Here is a 16,535-nt window from a genome sequence, read left to right on the forward strand (position 1 = left end):
TAACCCCCCGAAAATATCCCTTAAAACAGGATGTGTATTCATTAAGCATAGCACAGGGTTAATAACACAATTGTGACATTTGTTAAAAAAATGTTCTATTCATTCTCATCGTCAAATACGATAGAAACTGATTCGCGGGTGGTATGTTTCTCTCTCAACTCTTGAGCGACTAACTGAATTGCCTCTCCGCTACTCATTCCTTCAGCCATTAGAGATTGAATTTTTTCTACTGCTTTTTGCTGCTCTTCATGTGTTAATGTAGGCATTCCTAGAAACATAATGTTACTCTTATCTTTATTAACGTCTATTTTGTATTTACATGAGTGTAATCTTTTTGATTACAATTTATTGTGCGAATAATACAACACACTTTGTTTACATGGTCATAAGATGGATATTCAATTACAACAACGTGAATTAATTTATACCCCAGATCTGGCACTACGGGTATTTTCTCCTATCGCGTCATTACCTTGGTCTAGTTTACTTCATTCTGGCTTTGCCGAACATCCTCATAATCGTTTTGATATTGTTGTTTCCGATCCTGTTGTGACTTTAGAAACTCGCAAACAAACGACAACAATTAAAGAAAAAAATGGCACAGTAAAACGTTCCAAAAAAGATCCCTTTACTCTCATTCAATCTGCATTAGAACAATTTGATTTTCACCCAGAATATAATGAGTCATTACCTTTTTTAGGTGGCGCTTTGGGTATATGGAGTTATGATTTAGGCCGTCGTTTTGAAAAATTACCTGAAATAGCGAAAAATGAACTTAATTTCGCAGATATGGCAATTGGTATTTATGATTGGGCACTTATTGTCGATCATCGCTTAAAAAAAGCCACTTTAGTTGGCTATCATAATATTGATGAGCGCTTACAATGGTTAAAAAGCCAAACGTCCACATCTCTTGATTCTCAATTTACCTTAACAACAGATTGGCAATCAAACATCGATAGTGATGAATATAACGAGAAAATTGCTAAAATTCATCAATACTTGCTTTCAGGTGACTGTTATCAAGTTAACTTGGCTCAACGCTTTTGTGCAAACTATACTGGCAGTGAATGGAATGCATTCTTAACATTAAATCAAGCTAATAAAGCACCGTTCTCTTCTTTTATGTGTTTACCCAACAATTTTGTGATTAGTGTTTCACCTGAGCGCTTTATTCATTTAGCTAATAATAAAATAGAAACACGCCCAATAAAGGGAACACTTCCTCGTAAAGCATCACCTGAAGAAGATGATGAACAAGCACAATTATTAGCAAATTCGCGTAAAGATCGCGCAGAAAACTTAATGATTGTAGATTTAATGCGTAATGATATTGGAAAAGTTGCAGTAACAGGTTCAGTAAAAGTGCCAGAGTTATTTGTTGTTGAGCGTTTCCCAGCAGTACATCATTTAGTCAGTACAATTACAGCGCAGTTACCTTCTCATTTAACTGCGACTGATTTATTAAGAGCAGCTTTCCCCGGCGGTTCTATCACGGGGGCCCCAAAAATCAGAGCGATGGAGATCATCGAAGAGCTTGAACCTCATCGTCGCCATGGATACTGTGGTGCAATTGGTTATATCAGTTTTTGTGGCACAATGGACACCAATATCAGCATTCGCACTTTATTGACTGAAAAAAATAAAATTTACTGCTGGGCTGGAGGTGGTATTGTTGCTGATAGCGTTGCTGAAAAAGAGTACCAAGAAACATTCGATAAACTTGGGCAAATATTAACTGTTTTAAGTGAGTCTACTATCGATGACACCCATTGATACTTTTATCAATCGTTTTCAACTCACATTACCGAATGACAAGGTAAATCAGCCTCTTGATACCCAAAAATCGGCAGCCGTCTTGCTGCCGATTATTAATAAACCGAATCCAACATTATTATTAACTGAACGTGCATCAACGTTACGTTCTCATGCTGGGCAGGTTGCGCTACCCGGCGGTAAACGTGATCCTGAAGATAATAACCTTATTGTAACAGCACTAAGAGAAGCGCATGAAGAAGTCGCCATTCCTCCTAATGCAGTAACCGTTATTGGTCAATTAGCCCCGTTGCAAAGTTCTAGCGGATATTTAGTCACTCCTATTGTGGGCGTTATTCCTGCCGGTTTGCCTTTACGCCATAACCCTGCTGAAGTCGCCTCTATCTTTGAAATGCCACTAAGCCATGTACTTAATGCCCAACATTATCAACCTCTAGATTTTCATCGTGCTGGTGAAAATCATCGGATCTACTTTTATCCCTATAATGGACATCTAGTTTGGGGATTAACCGCTGCTATTTTGCATAGACTCGCTTTACATATCACTTAACTCACTATTTTATATTCAGCTTGTGCTTTTTATCACCACCTTCACAACTCTACTTAGCTATTTTAAAAAAATGTTGTAAACTACATCATTAACGGGACGATATAATCGTAAAAACGATCCCTTTACTATAAATAACTATATTTTATTCTTTTTAACCCTCTCTCTTATTATTAAGGAGTCTGACGTGATTAGCGTTTTCGACATGTTTAAAGTGGGCATCGGACCATCTAGCTCTCACACCGTAGGGCCAATGAAAGCGGGTAAAGAATTTGTCGACGATTTAGTCAGCCAGGAATTGATTGCCTCTGTCACTCGCGTAGCTGTTGATGTTTACGGCTCCTTGTCTTTGACAGGCAAAGGTCACCATACTGATATCGCAATTATTATGGGGTTAGCAGGTAATGCACCAGCTACTGTCGATATTGACAGCATTCCCGGTTTTATTCGTGAAGTTGAAGAAACTGGCAAGCTATCATTAGCAAACGGCTTAAAAGTGGTCGATTTCCCAGCAGAAAGCATGCATTTCAGCAATGACAACCTGTCATTACATGAAAATGGTATGACAATCCATGCTTTTGCTGACGACAAAGAAATCTATCGAAAAACCTACTACTCTATCGGTGGGGGTTTTATCGTTGATGAAGAAAACTTCGGTAAATCAACATTAAATAGCAAGCCTGTTTCATATCCTTATGCTAGTGCAGAAGAGTTATTAAAGCACTGTAAAGAAACAGGTTTATCTATTTCTAGCTTAATAATGAAAAATGAGCTAGATCTGCATACTCAAGCAGAAATAAATGCTTATTTCGCTGATGTTTATAAAACAATGCAAGAGTGCATTGAACACGGTTTAAATACAGAAGGCGTATTGCCGGGGCCATTACGAGTACCTCGTCGTGCCGCTGCATTAAATCGCTTATTAACGTCAAGCAACAGCCTATCAAACGATCCAATGAAAGTTGTTGATCTGATCAATATGTTTGCACTGGCAGTTAATGAAGAAAACGCAGCAGGCGGACGCGTTGTAACAGCACCAACAAATGGTGCATGTGGTATTGTTCCTGCTGTATTAGCTTACTACGATCGTTGTATTGAACCCGTCACACAAGAGATCTACTTACGTTATTTCTTAGCATCCGGTGCAATTGGTATTCTTTACAAAATGAACGCTTCTATTTCAGGTGCTGAAGTCGGTTGTCAAGGCGAAGTTGGCGTAGCTTGTTCAATGGCAGCTGCGGGTCTTGCTGAATTATTAGGTGGAAGCCCTGAACAAGTCTGTGTTGCTGCCGAAATCGGCATGGAGCACAACCTTGGTTTAACTTGTGATCCAGTTGCAGGCCAAGTTCAAGTTCCTTGTATTGAACGTAATGCAATTGCTTCAGTTAAAGCAGTTAATGCCGCACGTATGGCTATCCGTCGCACCAGTGAACCTCGTGTTTCCCTCGATAAAGTTATTGAAACTATGTATGAAACAGGTAAAGACATGAATGCTAAATACCGTGAAACATCACGCGGTGGTCTTGCAATTAAAGTGCAGTGTGACTAATTAACGCTATCTAGACGAAAAGCCATTCATTTTGAATGGCTTTTTTTATTTTAGCTATTTTATTTCAATCACCGCTTAACTCTTAGATAACTAAAGATAATAATCATAAAATACACATTTAAAATTAAGTAATATATTTTTTATAACTTAAATACTTCTTATTTCTCTATATTACATACAAGTATCAAATATACGTATTAAATATAGGTTCATTTAATATTCATTTAAATTTATAGAAAATTGAGCTTATAATTTTCAGGTGTATTCATTTTTATAAAAAAATTAATATTTTATTATAATGATAATTAAAACCCATTGTTTATTATATGGTTATTTATTCATCACATTGAAATTTATCATTTTTTTAACATCTGAGAATTATTTATAATATATTTTAAGTTGCCACACACAATAATGATAATTATTATCAATATCATCTTTAAAATATAATAAATAATATGTTGCCTTTCGAAAATAATATGTTATCTTCTGCACCAAGTCATTGGGGAGTAGCCTGTCTTAAAATAAAAAATCTTATTTTAAGAAATCTGTATCAACATACTCGCTTATTTTTATCTAGCGTGGTACAGATGCCGTAATACGGTTGGCAAGACCATAGACACATGATTGTACTTCTTTGGTTGGGGGTCAATTGTGTGTATATGGAAATACCCCAACCGAGGCTTTATTATGAGTTTCTACGCTACTATCATTCTCGCCCTAGCCCTTTCTATGGACGCATTTGCTGTTGCTGTCTGTAAGGGTGCCACATTACACAAACCTCGTTTCCGCGAAGCACTCCGTACTGGATTTATATTTGGTATTATCGAAGCCAGCACACCCGTTATTGGTTGGGCACTCGGTTTATATACTAGCCAATATATCATTCAATGGGATCACTGGATTGCCTTTGGATTACTGTTTGTTCTTGGTAGCCGGATGATTTACCAAAGCTTAAAACGTGGTGATGATTGCCCTTGTGAAGAAGATGCGCCACAACGTCACGGCTCACTATCTTTAATCGCAACCGGTATTGCAACAAGCCTTGATGCAATGGCAATTGGTGTCGGTTTAGCGTTCCTTCAAGTCAATATTGTTCATACCGCAATGACAATTGGTATGATGACCATGATCATGGCAACTCTGGGTATGTTAATTGGCCGTTATATTGGCCCAGTACTTGGAAAAAAAGCAGAAATTATTGGTGGGATTGTATTAATTGCTATCGGCTTTAATATTGTATTTGAACACTTAGAATTATTTATGTACGCTAAATAATTGCTAATAAAGCATATTAAAAAGCTTAGGTTTGTAATATCACGACCTAAGCTTTTTTATTCATTTAACAAAATACTTTGATTTCACATTATTAAGCATGACGTTGATAGACACGAATCAAAAAATCTGTTTCGCATTCAAAGTTTTTACTTTCCGCTAATGCCTGTTTTACTTCTTCACTTGCACGCCATGCAAACGGTGTCATTTGTAATAAATCAAAAGCCTGCTTACCGTTTAAATTCATCATATAAGCAACTTGATGTTCAGATACTTTATTAAATCCATCAAAATGTTCTTCTTTTAATGGATGCAGATGTACTTCTGAATAAATCAGTGATTTTAACTGATAGAGATGACGTGGCGCTGGTGTAACAGTAATAATGTAACCATTGTTCACAATAACTCTTGCTAATTCATCACTATTACAAGGGGCGTAAATACGCACAACCGCATTTAAAGAAGCATCACAAAAAGGTAAACGTTGACTTGAGGCTACACAAAAATGAATTGATGAATAACGTTTAGCTGCATATTTAATCGCAACCTTTGAAACATCTAAGCCATACACTTGTGGATTATGCAATTTTAGATTTTGATAAAACTGATGAGTATAATAGCCTTCACCACACCCAATATCCAATATCACACTGTTATCTTCAGGTAATAATATTTGTATTAATTCAGCCACTTTATCTCGCATTGGCTGGTAAAAACCTGCATCTAAAAACGTACGACGTGCATTTATCATTTCTGCACTATCACCGGGCTCTTTTGAGCGTTTAAATTGCACTGGCAATAAATTGACATAGCCTTCTTTAGCACAATCGAATTGATGATTATTTTCACAGATCCAACTGTGAGCTTGAAGAGAAAGAGCCTGATAACATAATGGACATTGATAAGACATAGTAATAATTTTTGTATAACCCAGAGTAGAATAAGGAGAGATAATAACATACCTCTCCTAATCTTGCGGAAAACCTAACTCTTTATTTTTAATTTTAAGTCATGCTTTCTATGCTAAGTCGCTTAATAAGTACAACTTATAGGCGGATCAAGTTCGTTTTAGTTTTTCAGTATTCGCGATAAATAACGCAATAACTAACAGCAATATTGCACCTGATTGTATTAGCGTATCAACCGAATTTTTATGCTCAACAATAATTAAACGCACTATTGCCGTTATTCCAATATAAATAAAATATCTAAGCGGGAAATGCCCGCCAGATAAAAAATACTTAACAATAAGCGCAATAAACTCAAAATAAAGAAAGTAGATCAAAATACCTTCTAATAATTGATAAGATGACTCTTCTGCACCTAAATTAAATAATAATGAAGCGATTACATACGTTTCTTTGATAAGAAAACTGACTAATACAATCGCTAAAATAAGTAACCCAATATTAAGCACCCACTGTAATATAGTGGCAATACATTTCAGTAATTCTTCGCTTGATTTTTTCATATAAACTATAACCTAGTGAGATCATTCCGTGATATGTAAAAATAATAAAAGCTCAATTAGACAATTTTACTAAATTTTAATGGATTTACGCATTCACCACACCATTTTTTATCTTTTAGAGCCAAAAAACCAAGAATAATGATGCTGCAATCGCAATATTTACTTTTAAATTTCAACTTATAAGCTGATTTACCTATACTTAATTTAAGAGCTAATATATTGAAAAGGCACACTATGGCTAACAAATACCTCGTTGCAATTGATTTATTAGAAGATAGCAGAATTCAGCGCATGATCGAAGATATTCACTTCTTAGCTAGAAAACCAGAAAATTATTTCCATTTCATTACAGTGATGCCCAACTTGCGCTCTTTAGAAGCTTACGGGCTCAATTGTGATAGCTCGTCTGTTGTTGAGAAAAAACAACAAGCTTTAGTTTTATTAACCGAAAAATTAGAGCAATGTGTGACACAACAATTTAACTTACCCAAAGAACAATACCAATGCCATGCCATTATTGGTACACCTAATTATAATATTCTAGAGCTAGCAGAAAAAATTGATGCGGATACCATTATTATAGGTTCAAGCTCACGTAACCAACGCAATATATTGCTGGGGTCAACAGCGGATTATATTGTAAACAACACGTCGCGTTCAGTAATGGTTATTCGTAAGTAAAATCACTAAGACACTTTCCTTTTGGCAATAAAGTTAAATTATTTATTGCCAATAAATATTCTACCATTCTTTTCGTTATAAATAGCACTAAATGTACTTTAATTTTTTTGTTTCAATAGGTTATTTTGTTAGAATGTAGATAAAAAAACAAAAAATTTATCTCTTTTTTATTTCGATTTCTGCTTTTACCCTAAATTTAATTCCAATAAATTTTTTCACTCTCTATCTTCCAAAACCTTAAATGAGATACTTATGAATCAAGATCTAAAACAGAAAATCTGTACATTTGAAGCAGGTTCTCCTGATGAAAACCCATGGGTAAATGGAAAACCAACACCTAGTGTAATAAAGATTGAGCCATATAATGAATTATGGGTAACATTATATAATCAACAAAAAGAAAATATTATCCAAAAATTAAAAGATAAATGTTTAGCTATTGAGCATATTGGATCAACAGCAGTACCTAAGTTAAATGCAAAACCGATCATCGATATTGATTTAATTGTTGCTGATCCTACCGATGAACCTAGCTATATTCCTAAATTAAATCAATTAGGCTATAAACTTACGGTAAGAGAGCCTTCGTGGTATCAACATCGTATGCTAAAACTAGAAACACCTAATGTGAATCTACATGTCTTTGCACCTAATTGTCCTGAACACCTTAGGCATATTTTATTTAGAGATTGGTTAATTAACCATAAAGAAGATAGAGAGTTATATATAGAGGCAAAACTCAGCGCCAAAGAAGATGTTGAAAATGTACATCAATATAATCAGAAAAAAGATCACATTGTAAAAGCCATTTATCAGCGAATTTTTAATTCACTTTGAGTGACCTATTCTCCTCTTTATTTCGTATCCTTAGACTATTTCTAAAATAAGGATATAAATTTTACTGTTAATTTTTATTCAAAAGATAGCGATTGTCCTGTATTGAAATCTTTAGCATTAAGATATTTTCGCCCTAATACACCTGTACAATGACATCCATACACATCAATATTTTCATCTATAGCTTTTTTAGCGCGTTGTAATGCAAATGGTGTTGCACAACGTAAATGTAAGCCCCCCACAATTGCTTGAATTTGATGATTACCTGTTATTTTTTTCGCATGCCCAATGATAGATTCAATCCCCGAATGGCTACAACCAGTGATAATCACTAGGCCTTTTTTCCCTTGCCAAACAAGAAAGCTATCATCAAGAACATAATCATCTTCTTCACCTGATCCATGAATAATAACACCGTAGCGTTTATTCACTTGACGTTGAGTCACTTGTCCCGAATAGATAAAATTTTCTTCGATTACTATCGGTACTTCTGTTAATTCAAAAGAAAATTGTGCTTCAAGCTTTTTGCGATCAAATAAAGGAGCTAATCGTTTAAATTTAATATTCTTATTGCCTAAAAAAAGCGCTGAATAACGAACAGAAAATAAATGAGGATGAGCGACAATACGCGGTTTATGAGTAAAAAAATCTGCGGGTAAATGTGTAAGTCCACCCAAATGATCATAATGCCCATGGGACACAACTATCGTTTTCAATGTAGTTAAATCAATCCCCATCTTTTTGGCATTTGAAATAAAGCTAAGATCTTTTCCTGTATCAAAAAGTATTTTAGCTTGGCACTCATCATCTTCTAACAATAGTGACAAACCAGGATAATGGTTAAGTTCAGGGTTAATCGATTTATTTTCTAGTAATGCTGTGATGGTTAACATAGGAATTTTTTAATTATTATTAGGGAATAACTTTATAGTAATAAAAAAAAGAATTCTTTCCAAACATAAAAGCTATTGATTTGTACGATTACTTTACTTGCTTAACTGCATAATCGCTGTTACGTATGAACAAAACATAACAGCGATATCACTAAACTCTACAAATGTTCTTATTTATTATTTATCAACATATTAGGCTTATCGTACAACCATAACAGAACGTTTTGCATAACGTGTAATATCTGCGGCTGTTGAACCGATATGATAAAAATCGTCTTCAGGATTATGCGAACCAATCACAATTAAATCCGCATCTACTTCATCAGCAATCTGCAATATTGCATCTCGTGGTGTTCCAATACAAATGTGAGTTTGCATTCTATCGTCAGGTAAATCAAAACGCTCAATTATTTTTGTAAGCTCTTTTTCCGCTGACGCTTTTAAGCATCCTTGATCTAATTGTTCGTTATTTATAACAAGTCGATAATAGGAAGATTGTGGAAGTTTAGGAAGTACATACAAAAAGTGAACATAAGGATCTTCATTTTTTGCAATATTTTCTACTAACGGAATTGCTTTGTTCATCAGGTTATCTTCATCAATATCAATGGGAACCAAAATATTCTTATACATACCGCCTCCTTTTATTTTAATTGTAGGATAGTGTATTTTTAGAAAAATACCGGATGTAGTTAACACATTTTAAAAATAATTTATTTCAGAAAGATAATATCAACTATTCACTCAACAAAAAGGTGAAAAAAAAAGTAAAAAAGGAATGAAAATAAAATAAACTTTATTTTTAATACTTTTTTATTTTTAATAACTGTTAATTAGTATTAGCATTTTATTTTTAATAAAAAGCCTTATTAAATAATAAGGCTTTTCACTTTTTCGATATTGCTATTGAATTATTTTTGAATAAGGTTTTTCTGTTTATTCTTCTTAACGTATTGATAACCAACTGCTAATGCAATAAACCATAATGGAGTCACACTTAATGCTTGGCGAGTATCATGTTCAAAAGCTAATAGCACTGTCATAAATACAAAAAATGCAAGACATAGCCACGACATAATAATTCCTAAAGGCATTTTATAGATAGACTTCTCATGCAGTTGAGGGCGTTTTTTACGATATGCCAGATAAGAGCATAAAATCATACTCCAAATAAACATAAATAATAACGCAGAGACTGTTGTTACCAAAGTAAATACATGCATAACATCAGGAATAAAGTAGATTAATATAATTCCACATGATAAACATAAGCTGGTAAATAACAGTCCATTGGCAGGCACTGCACGTTTAGATAATTGACTAAACTGTTTTGGTGCTTCGCCTTCTTTAGATAAACCAAATAACATTCGGCTTGTAGAAAATATCCCACTATTCGCAGAAGAGGCGGCTGCAGTTAATACCACGAAGTTGACTAAACTTGCGGCTGCAGGTATTCCTATCATAACGAATAACTCAACAAATGGACTTTTATCCGCCAAAATAGAGCGCCATGGTGTTACCGACATAATAATAGCTAATGCTAATACGTAAAAAGTAATAATACGGATAGGTATCGCATTGATTGCTTTCGGTAAAGATTTTTCTGGATTACGTGTTTCAGCAGCCGCAGTACCGACTAATTCAATCCCAACAAAAGCAAAAATGGCAATTTGGAATCCGGCAAAAAATCCACTTAACCCTTTAGGGAACATTCCTCCATCATTCCAGATATTCTCTAGTGCTGCGGTATGTCCTGCTGGTGATTCAAACCCAATACTAATAAGAACAATACCAACAATAATTAAAGAAACTATTGCGGTTATTTTTATCATAGAGAACCAAAATTCCATTTCCCCGAAGAGTTTGACTGTCGCTAAATTTAAAATAAGCAATGTCAGCACACAAATAAAGGATGTGCCCCACTCAGGAAAATTAGGAGCCCAATAACTAATATAAGACGTTATAGCAACGATATCAGCAATACCAGTGATGACCCAACAAAACCAATATGTCCAACCAACAAAGAAACCAGCCCATGGCCCTAATAAATCACCAGCAAAATCACTAAATGACTTATATTCTAAATTTGATAATAACAGCTCGCCCATTGCTCTCATCACAAAGAATAAGACAAAGCCAATTATCATATACACAAAAATAATTGATGGTCCAGCTAACGAAATGGTTTTTCCTGATCCCATAAATAGACCAGTACCGATAGCACCACCAATAGCAATTAACTGAATATGACGATTTGTTAGCCCGCGCTGTAGAGTGGCATTTTTCACTCTAGCGGGAGGAGAAATTTCTGTTTGATCTTCCATATAATACCTGAAGTGTTTTCATATTTTCGATGTTGTTTTCACCGCTATTTTATTTTTTAACGCGGTAATATGTTTGCGAAATTATTGTGACACAAATCTCAGTATAAGTAATGAAAAGATCACTTTTAGTAAAATGAATGATGATTTGATAACCAGATAAGATCCTTTCTTTAATTTAATCGGCGATATTTTATCCATTTGAAAAAAAATCGAAATAAGCACTTGACCATCACATTTTAGAGGAGAATAATCAGCGCATCGGGTTGTTAGCTCAGTCGGTAGAGCAGTTGACTCTTAATCAATTGGTCGGGAGTTCGAGCCTCCCACAACCCACCAATTTTAAGCTGATAAATCAGACATTTACGCCACTTATCAATAAGTGGCTTTTTTGTATCTGGAAGAAAGTGGCGACAAAATGGCGCATTTATCTTAAGCCGAAAACTTAAAATAATACGCCAATTAATAAAAACAGCATCTACTTATATTTCATCCCATTTTTATAATTAATAGAGTTAATTAAAATAGAGAATTACTCTAACTTAATCAGATAATTTAATACAAACCACTAGAAATCCTATTTTATCTCTTTTTTATCTTCAAATTCCCCACCAAAATCATCAATTAAAACATAGTTAATGGTATTTATTTTACTATCCTCTAGATTGATTTTCTGTTTGGAAAATGGCGCTAACATAGGAATAAGAATATTAGGATTATTTTCGCCAGATGCGGATTTAATGGTGACATAAAAAGGTGTCGGATTTTCAATTGTTAACTGTTTATCTAATTTTGTAAAAATAAGAGCTCGACTAACATCAGAAATCACCATGATTAAATCATCAGGGCGATAGAATACTTTTACTTGTAATCTGATGACAACATTAATTAAACCTTCATCATATTTTTTGTTCGCTGGCTTAGGCATGATTTCATATAAATTAAGCCAGTAAAGTGTCTCTTTCGCTTTATCTGTATGAGTAAATTTATTAATCACTCGTACCCGTTGTGATTCACTCGGTTTTAATTGTAATACTGGTGGTAATGATAAAGCGGAAACATCAGTTATGGTTTCTGGGGTATTTTCTGGGTTACCATCATCCACCCATGTTTGAACTACCACAGGAAGTTCACCATCATTTTTTATATTTAAGGATGCTTCTCTATCTGAGTGATAAAGGATCACTCTAGAACCCTCTAAGGCTAAATTCGCTTTGGCGATAAACGAAAAGCACAGCAACAAAATAAAAATACCGCTCTTTTTCATATTTATTGCACCTGTATAATCACTTGTAATGTCGCATTAAATTTACCAGCAGTTATTTTCTCTCTCGGTAACGCTTCTAATGAGGCATATAATGTTTTAGTTAAATCGGTAATACCATTATTAAATGAGACTGAACTAGCATCATCATAAATAGGATACCAACCATAACTTTCACCTTGCCCTTCATTCGCTAATGTTGATAATAAGTTTAACGCCACACCTGATGGACGATATATTCTTACACCAACCCCTTTTGCCATACTTGAGTCAGTACCATAACCATCTGTCACTAAATGAGTAATTGCGGCACCATTAGGTACTGTTAATCCTAATTCAATTGCTTTGTTAACATTTGCAGGTCTAGGTAAAAACCCCATTGCGGTTTGCCCCGCTCCAGTCCCACTAGAAATATTACTCAAACCATCGCTCGCAGGCGGTGCTGATTGACAATAAAAATCAATCGTAATAGGTAAAGTGACTTTTTTGCCACTTGCTAACTCATTAATAGTAACCAATGGAAATAAAACATAAGGCGTAACGTTTCGCACAAAACAAGTAGACGCATTACGTATATAAATTCGGCGAGACATATTTACAGCGGCAGGCCAATAAGCATAAAAACCATGATAATTTGTAGCGTGATCTGCACCATCTTTTAATAAATAAGAGAAATTAGAGCTTTGAAAAGCGATATAACCTGCCGGTTGATTAATAAAAGTAATTAATCCACTACTTGATTGTGCCGGTGGCATATCACTTGTTCTTTCATAGTTAATCTTAAATAACTCCACTTCCATATTAGAGAAATTTTTTGCTTTTACTAAGATCCATCCTTGGCTATCTCTTTCTAAATTATCTAAAGCACGAGATTTCCAATAGCGACTATAATATTCGCCTGTAATGGTATTTTTAATGCGAATACCCAATCCTCTTGCCAGACTAATATAGGTATCATTTAAACCTAATGCTGGATTAACTAGATTTCTGCCACCATAATTATAGTCACCATTAGTTGAGTAAAACTCTCTTAATTTACCCTCTTCATCGGCTGTGCAACGAAATAATATCTGCTCAGGATCATAAACTTCATAACCCGCCTCAAAAAAAGAGACAAAACCACTCGCCACTAATGTACCCGGAATTTGAAACTGATCATTATTAACATTAATGACTTTAGGGGTACTTCCCATTGATCCCGAATCATCTCTCGCACCTTGCCAACTTTTCGCTGAACCTTTGCCCGGCTCGGTATAATACACACTATTAGAATTAGTCGTCGTAGTTGTTATTTTATAACATGTTGCCAAGGCTAAAGAAGGGAATAGCATCAAGGCTAATAAAATAGAGGAGTACTGAGAAAATAAACAGCGATTTAATTTCATAAGCATTGACCTGATAATAAAATGAGTTTATCTGCTTCTTTTTCTTCTGGTATTGCGTAATCAATTTGGCAACTATCTTCATCTTTACCGACAGTCAGTATCCCTTTCCTATTTTCAACCCTGACATAAATCTGGTTACTTTGCCCTACCATACCAACAATGTGCTTATCTTTATCGAAAACATTTTCGCCTAATGCCAATTCGCTTTCTGGCTTAATCGAAATCAATACAGGATATCCGACTTGGGTTTTAAAAACGATTTTGGTGCTTGAACCTGAATACGGTGCTATTTGCTTCGTATTTTCCAATAGCTCAATATTATTATTTCTAATATTTTTCCCATCCAAGCTAACATTGTTATATTGATAAGGGACAAGAGAAGGCACAATAGCATAACCAAAAGGATCAATGCGGGCGCCCATACCATTACTCACACTCGCACCACTTGCACCTTTTGCTTCCACTAAAGCAAAAGAATCACTAATACGAGGACCTAATGTTATCCCACCACTGTGTGCAACTAACGCACCTTGAATACCTACGCTACCTTGCGTGTAATGTTTACCATTAGAGATACTGCCTGATAGCGTGGTAAAAGGAAGCTGTTTAATTAAATGTAAACCACTGCCTATCGCTCTATTTTGTGTGTCATAATCCGCATTTACACTATAAGAAAGCGTTTTATCTTCACCTAAAAGTCCTGATAAATTCGTTTGATAACTCGAATCATCGCTAGAATGACTAGAAGATAGTGATAGCATAGGTGAATAATCAGAGCGTCCTAATGGCATAGAAACAGATAACATAACCATATCCTCAGATATCGGATCGGTTGTTATTGGTGTAAAAGTATTATTTGCCGTCATTTGTCCCGTTTTTTGGCGACTATAAGCAAGGCTATAAGCAATATCTTTATAGGTATTTGAATAACCAATTTGATACTGGGCATCATGTCCTTTATTACCATAATAGTTACTGATAGAGCCCGAAATATAAAGCTGCCCCCACTTATCAAGAGACTGATTAACACTAAGTGTAAACTGACTTTCTTGGTTATAGCTGCTGGAATTCCATTCCATGTCATTACTTGCACTTTTTCTCAACCCCAACACATCATTATATTCGCGAAAATTCTCTGTTGAATATTTATAACCTGCGAGTGTAATAACAGTATTTGTTGGGCTAAAAGTACGGCTATAACTAATACCTAATCGTCCACCTTGATAATTTTTACCCTCCACTTCAGCGTTTGAAAATGCCGAATTAAAGCCGATTGCCCCTAATTTTGTAGCAATAACAGAGCCGACAAATACGGCTTGATATTGGTGTCCTACACGTACCCCCGTATTTAGCGTTACCGTATTGTTCACACCATATTGCAAAGCAATATCTGAAAAATAGCTATTTTCTGTAGCAAAGTTATTCACTTCACCCGCAGTAAAGTTATATTTAAGGCGCCCAGCTCTTACAGATTCAGGTAATGCGGTAAATGGCACTGTAAAAGAAGAAATTTTGCCATTACTTTCGTAAATTTCGACAAACAAATCTCCTTCATAACTAGTTGGATAAAGATCATTTATTTCAAATTGCCCAGGTGACACAGTCGTTTGATAAATTTCAGTACCATTTTGTTTTATCACTACACGGGCAGTTGTCGTCGCAATACCACGAATAACAGGTGCATAACCTTTTTGAGAATCCGGCAACATTCTTTCATCAGACATTAATTGAATACCTTTAAATGCCAGACTTGAAAATTGTGCGCCTGTTGTATAAATATCACCGACAACTAACATCGACTTTAATGTCAGTAGCGGTTTTTGTAGATAAGTTCTAATCCAATTAAATTCACTATTACTTCCCGACTTTGATGAATTATAAGAGTAAGACGCTTGTTGACGAAATTGCCAGGTTCCTAAATTTATGCCCATGTTGACACTACCAAAACCATAGTCTGAACTTTGTCCGTTCGATTTATTCTTATAGTAATTACCAGAATAATTAGTGAACAACATGGTATTGCCTGCATCTAAATCATCTTCATTGACATAACCTTGTGGCCTTCGTTTTAATAAGATTTGAGGCACTGCAATCATGATCCTAAAATTAGAAGCATCAAATGAATCTACAATATTTTTATTAATTTGGTTTAATACTAAACATTGATTATTATCTTGACTAAGTTCATCATCCAGTAAGATCCCCATATCATCAATCTGTTGTTGATTAAAACAAGGCGTCACTTTACCGTTATCATTTAATTGAAAATGCACTATTTTTCTTTCAAAAAAGCGATTATTAATGTAGATATCAACATCATAATTGCCAGGCTCCACATAATTACTATCATGAAGCTGATTAATGTTGATATTATTTTTGCTACCTAATAATAAAGAAGGATCAAATTCATAATCATCAGCCAATGCAGAAGGCATTGATTGAATAAATAGAGAAAATGAGCCGATTAAGAATACGACTTTTATTCTCTTATTTAATTGTGCTGTGTTTTTTTCTATGGATTTCATTTCAATTCCAT

General features: G+C 34.8%; 15 protein-coding genes, 1 tRNA gene and 1 riboswitch. Of the genes, 7 read left to right on the plus strand and 9 right to left on the minus strand.

The features are described from left to right. Positions 1-95: 95 nt before the first annotated feature. On the minus strand, positions 96-278 hold the full coding sequence (locus DK858_RS00105) for a YoaH family protein (protein ID WP_069367593.1): 183 nt from the start codon (positions 276-278) through the stop codon (positions 96-98). A gap of 112 nt (positions 279-390) precedes the next feature. Between DK858_RS00105 and pabB the strand changes: the two genes are divergently transcribed. From pabB to mntP, 4 genes are all read left to right on the plus strand, one after another. Then, on the plus strand, positions 391-1,776 hold the full coding sequence (gene pabB / locus DK858_RS00110; protein WP_109395703.1) for an aminodeoxychorismate synthase component 1: 1,386 nt from the start codon (positions 391-393) through the stop codon (positions 1,774-1,776). After that, positions 1,763-2,326, plus strand: coding sequence for a CoA pyrophosphatase (locus tag DK858_RS00115; protein ID WP_109395704.1), 564 nt, complete (start codon positions 1,763-1,765; stop codon positions 2,324-2,326). The genes pabB and DK858_RS00115 overlap by 14 nt, the downstream gene beginning before the upstream one ends. Before the next feature lie 184 nt (positions 2,327-2,510). Beyond that, positions 2,511-3,872 (plus strand): L-serine ammonia-lyase, encoded by a 1,362-nt coding sequence (locus DK858_RS00120; RefSeq protein ID WP_109395705.1) that lies wholly within the window; start codon positions 2,511-2,513, stop codon positions 3,870-3,872. Between the two features lie 492 nt (positions 3,873-4,364). Further along, positions 4,365-4,478, plus strand: a riboswitch (yybP-ykoY riboswitch). 84 nt (positions 4,479-4,562) lie between these two features. Next, on the plus strand, positions 4,563-5,150 hold the full coding sequence (gene mntP, locus DK858_RS00125; protein ID WP_109395706.1) for a manganese efflux pump MntP: 588 nt from the start codon (positions 4,563-4,565) through the stop codon (positions 5,148-5,150). 91 nt (positions 5,151-5,241) lie between these two features. Here mntP and rlmA read toward each other — a convergent pair whose 3' ends face one another. Both rlmA and psiE read right to left on the minus strand, forming a co-directional pair. Further along, positions 5,242-6,057, minus strand: coding sequence for a 23S rRNA (guanine(745)-N(1))-methyltransferase (gene rlmA, locus DK858_RS00130; protein ID WP_109395707.1), 816 nt, complete (start codon positions 6,055-6,057; stop codon positions 5,242-5,244). 147 nt (positions 6,058-6,204) lie between these two features. Beyond that, positions 6,205-6,618, minus strand: coding sequence for a phosphate-starvation-inducible protein PsiE (psiE, locus tag DK858_RS00135; RefSeq protein WP_109395708.1), 414 nt, complete (start codon positions 6,616-6,618; stop codon positions 6,205-6,207). Positions 6,619-6,852: 234 nt separating this feature from the next. Between psiE and DK858_RS00140 the strand changes: the two genes are divergently transcribed. Together DK858_RS00140 and DK858_RS00145 are read left to right on the plus strand one after the other, a co-directional pair. Then, a complete protein-coding gene (locus DK858_RS00140) occupies positions 6,853-7,299 on the plus strand; it encodes a universal stress protein (RefSeq protein ID WP_109395709.1) in 447 nt (148 codons plus the stop codon). Between the two features lie 252 nt (positions 7,300-7,551). Beyond that, positions 7,552-8,136 (plus strand): GrpB family protein, encoded by a 585-nt coding sequence (locus DK858_RS00145; protein ID WP_109395710.1) that lies wholly within the window; start codon positions 7,552-7,554, stop codon positions 8,134-8,136. A gap of 74 nt (positions 8,137-8,210) precedes the next feature. Here DK858_RS00145 and DK858_RS00150 read toward each other — a convergent pair whose 3' ends face one another. The 3 genes from DK858_RS00150 to cycA form a co-directional block, all read right to left on the minus strand. Further along, a complete protein-coding gene (locus DK858_RS00150; protein ID WP_109395711.1) occupies positions 8,211-9,029 on the minus strand; it encodes an MBL fold metallo-hydrolase in 819 nt (272 codons plus the stop codon). Between the two features lie 198 nt (positions 9,030-9,227). Then, positions 9,228-9,662, minus strand: coding sequence for a universal stress protein (locus tag DK858_RS00155; RefSeq protein WP_109395712.1), 435 nt, complete (start codon positions 9,660-9,662; stop codon positions 9,228-9,230). Positions 9,663-9,940: 278 nt separating this feature from the next. Next, the gene (cycA, locus tag DK858_RS00160; RefSeq protein ID WP_109395713.1) at positions 9,941-11,353 is read right to left on the minus strand and encodes a D-serine/D-alanine/glycine transporter; all 1,413 of its coding nucleotides are present in this window, start codon (positions 11,351-11,353) and stop codon (positions 9,941-9,943) included. A gap of 260 nt (positions 11,354-11,613) precedes the next feature. Between cycA and DK858_RS00165 the strand changes: the two genes are divergently transcribed. Then, positions 11,614-11,689 (plus strand) — tRNA-Lys (locus DK858_RS00165). Between the two features lie 238 nt (positions 11,690-11,927). Here DK858_RS00165 and DK858_RS00170 read toward each other — a convergent pair. The 3 genes from DK858_RS00170 to DK858_RS00180 are packed head-to-tail and all read right to left on the minus strand — an operon-like array spanning position 11,928 to position 16,524. Beyond that, positions 11,928-12,617 (minus strand): fimbrial biogenesis chaperone, encoded by a 690-nt coding sequence (locus tag DK858_RS00170; RefSeq protein WP_109395714.1) that lies wholly within the window; start codon positions 12,615-12,617, stop codon positions 11,928-11,930. A gap of 2 nt (positions 12,618-12,619) precedes the next feature. Then, positions 12,620-13,999, minus strand: coding sequence for a fimbrial protein (locus DK858_RS00175; RefSeq protein ID WP_109395772.1), 1,380 nt, complete (start codon positions 13,997-13,999; stop codon positions 12,620-12,622). Next, complete coding sequence (locus DK858_RS00180; RefSeq protein WP_109395715.1) at positions 13,996-16,524, minus strand: fimbria/pilus outer membrane usher protein; 2,529 nt, start codon at positions 16,522-16,524, stop codon at positions 13,996-13,998. Before DK858_RS00180 ends, DK858_RS00175 begins: the two co-directional genes overlap by 4 nt. Between the last annotated feature and the right edge of the window lie 11 nt (positions 16,525-16,535).

Source organism: Proteus faecis (assembly GCF_003144395.1).
GTDB lineage: Bacteria > Pseudomonadota > Gammaproteobacteria > Enterobacterales > Enterobacteriaceae > Proteus > Proteus faecis.

Excerpts from the sequence above, each read along its gene's own strand:
- psiE (WP_109395708.1), bottom strand. The coding sequence starts at position 6,618 with ATGAAAAAATCAAGCGAAGAATTACTGAAATGTATTGCCACTATATTA.
- mntP (WP_109395706.1), top strand. The coding sequence starts at position 4,563 with ATGAGTTTCTACGCTACTATCATTCTCGCCCTAGCCCTTTCTATGGAC.
- DK858_RS00150 (WP_109395711.1), bottom strand. The coding sequence starts at position 9,029 with ATGTTAACCATCACAGCATTACTAGAAAATAAATCGATTAACCCTGAA.
- DK858_RS00145 (WP_109395710.1), top strand. The coding sequence starts at position 7,552 with ATGAATCAAGATCTAAAACAGAAAATCTGTACATTTGAAGCAGGTTCT.
- DK858_RS00170 (WP_109395714.1), bottom strand. The coding sequence starts at position 12,617 with ATGAAAAAGAGCGGTATTTTTATTTTGTTGCTGTGCTTTTCGTTTATC.
- DK858_RS00115 (WP_109395704.1), top strand. The coding sequence starts at position 1,763 with ATGACACCCATTGATACTTTTATCAATCGTTTTCAACTCACATTACCG.
- DK858_RS00180 (WP_109395715.1), bottom strand. The coding sequence starts at position 16,524 with ATGAAATCCATAGAAAAAAACACAGCACAATTAAATAAGAGAATAAAA.
- DK858_RS00140 (WP_109395709.1), top strand. The coding sequence starts at position 6,853 with ATGGCTAACAAATACCTCGTTGCAATTGATTTATTAGAAGATAGCAGA.
- DK858_RS00175 (WP_109395772.1), bottom strand. The coding sequence starts at position 13,999 with ATGAAATTAAATCGCTGTTTATTTTCTCAGTACTCCTCTATTTTATTA.
- DK858_RS00105 (WP_069367593.1), bottom strand. The coding sequence starts at position 278 with ATGTTTCTAGGAATGCCTACATTAACACATGAAGAGCAGCAAAAAGCA.
- cycA (WP_109395713.1), bottom strand. The coding sequence starts at position 11,353 with ATGGAAGATCAAACAGAAATTTCTCCTCCCGCTAGAGTGAAAAATGCC.
- rlmA (WP_109395707.1), bottom strand. The coding sequence starts at position 6,057 with ATGTCTTATCAATGTCCATTATGTTATCAGGCTCTTTCTCTTCAAGCT.
- pabB (WP_109395703.1), top strand. The coding sequence starts at position 391 with ATGGATATTCAATTACAACAACGTGAATTAATTTATACCCCAGATCTG.
- DK858_RS00155 (WP_109395712.1), bottom strand. The coding sequence starts at position 9,662 with ATGTATAAGAATATTTTGGTTCCCATTGATATTGATGAAGATAACCTG.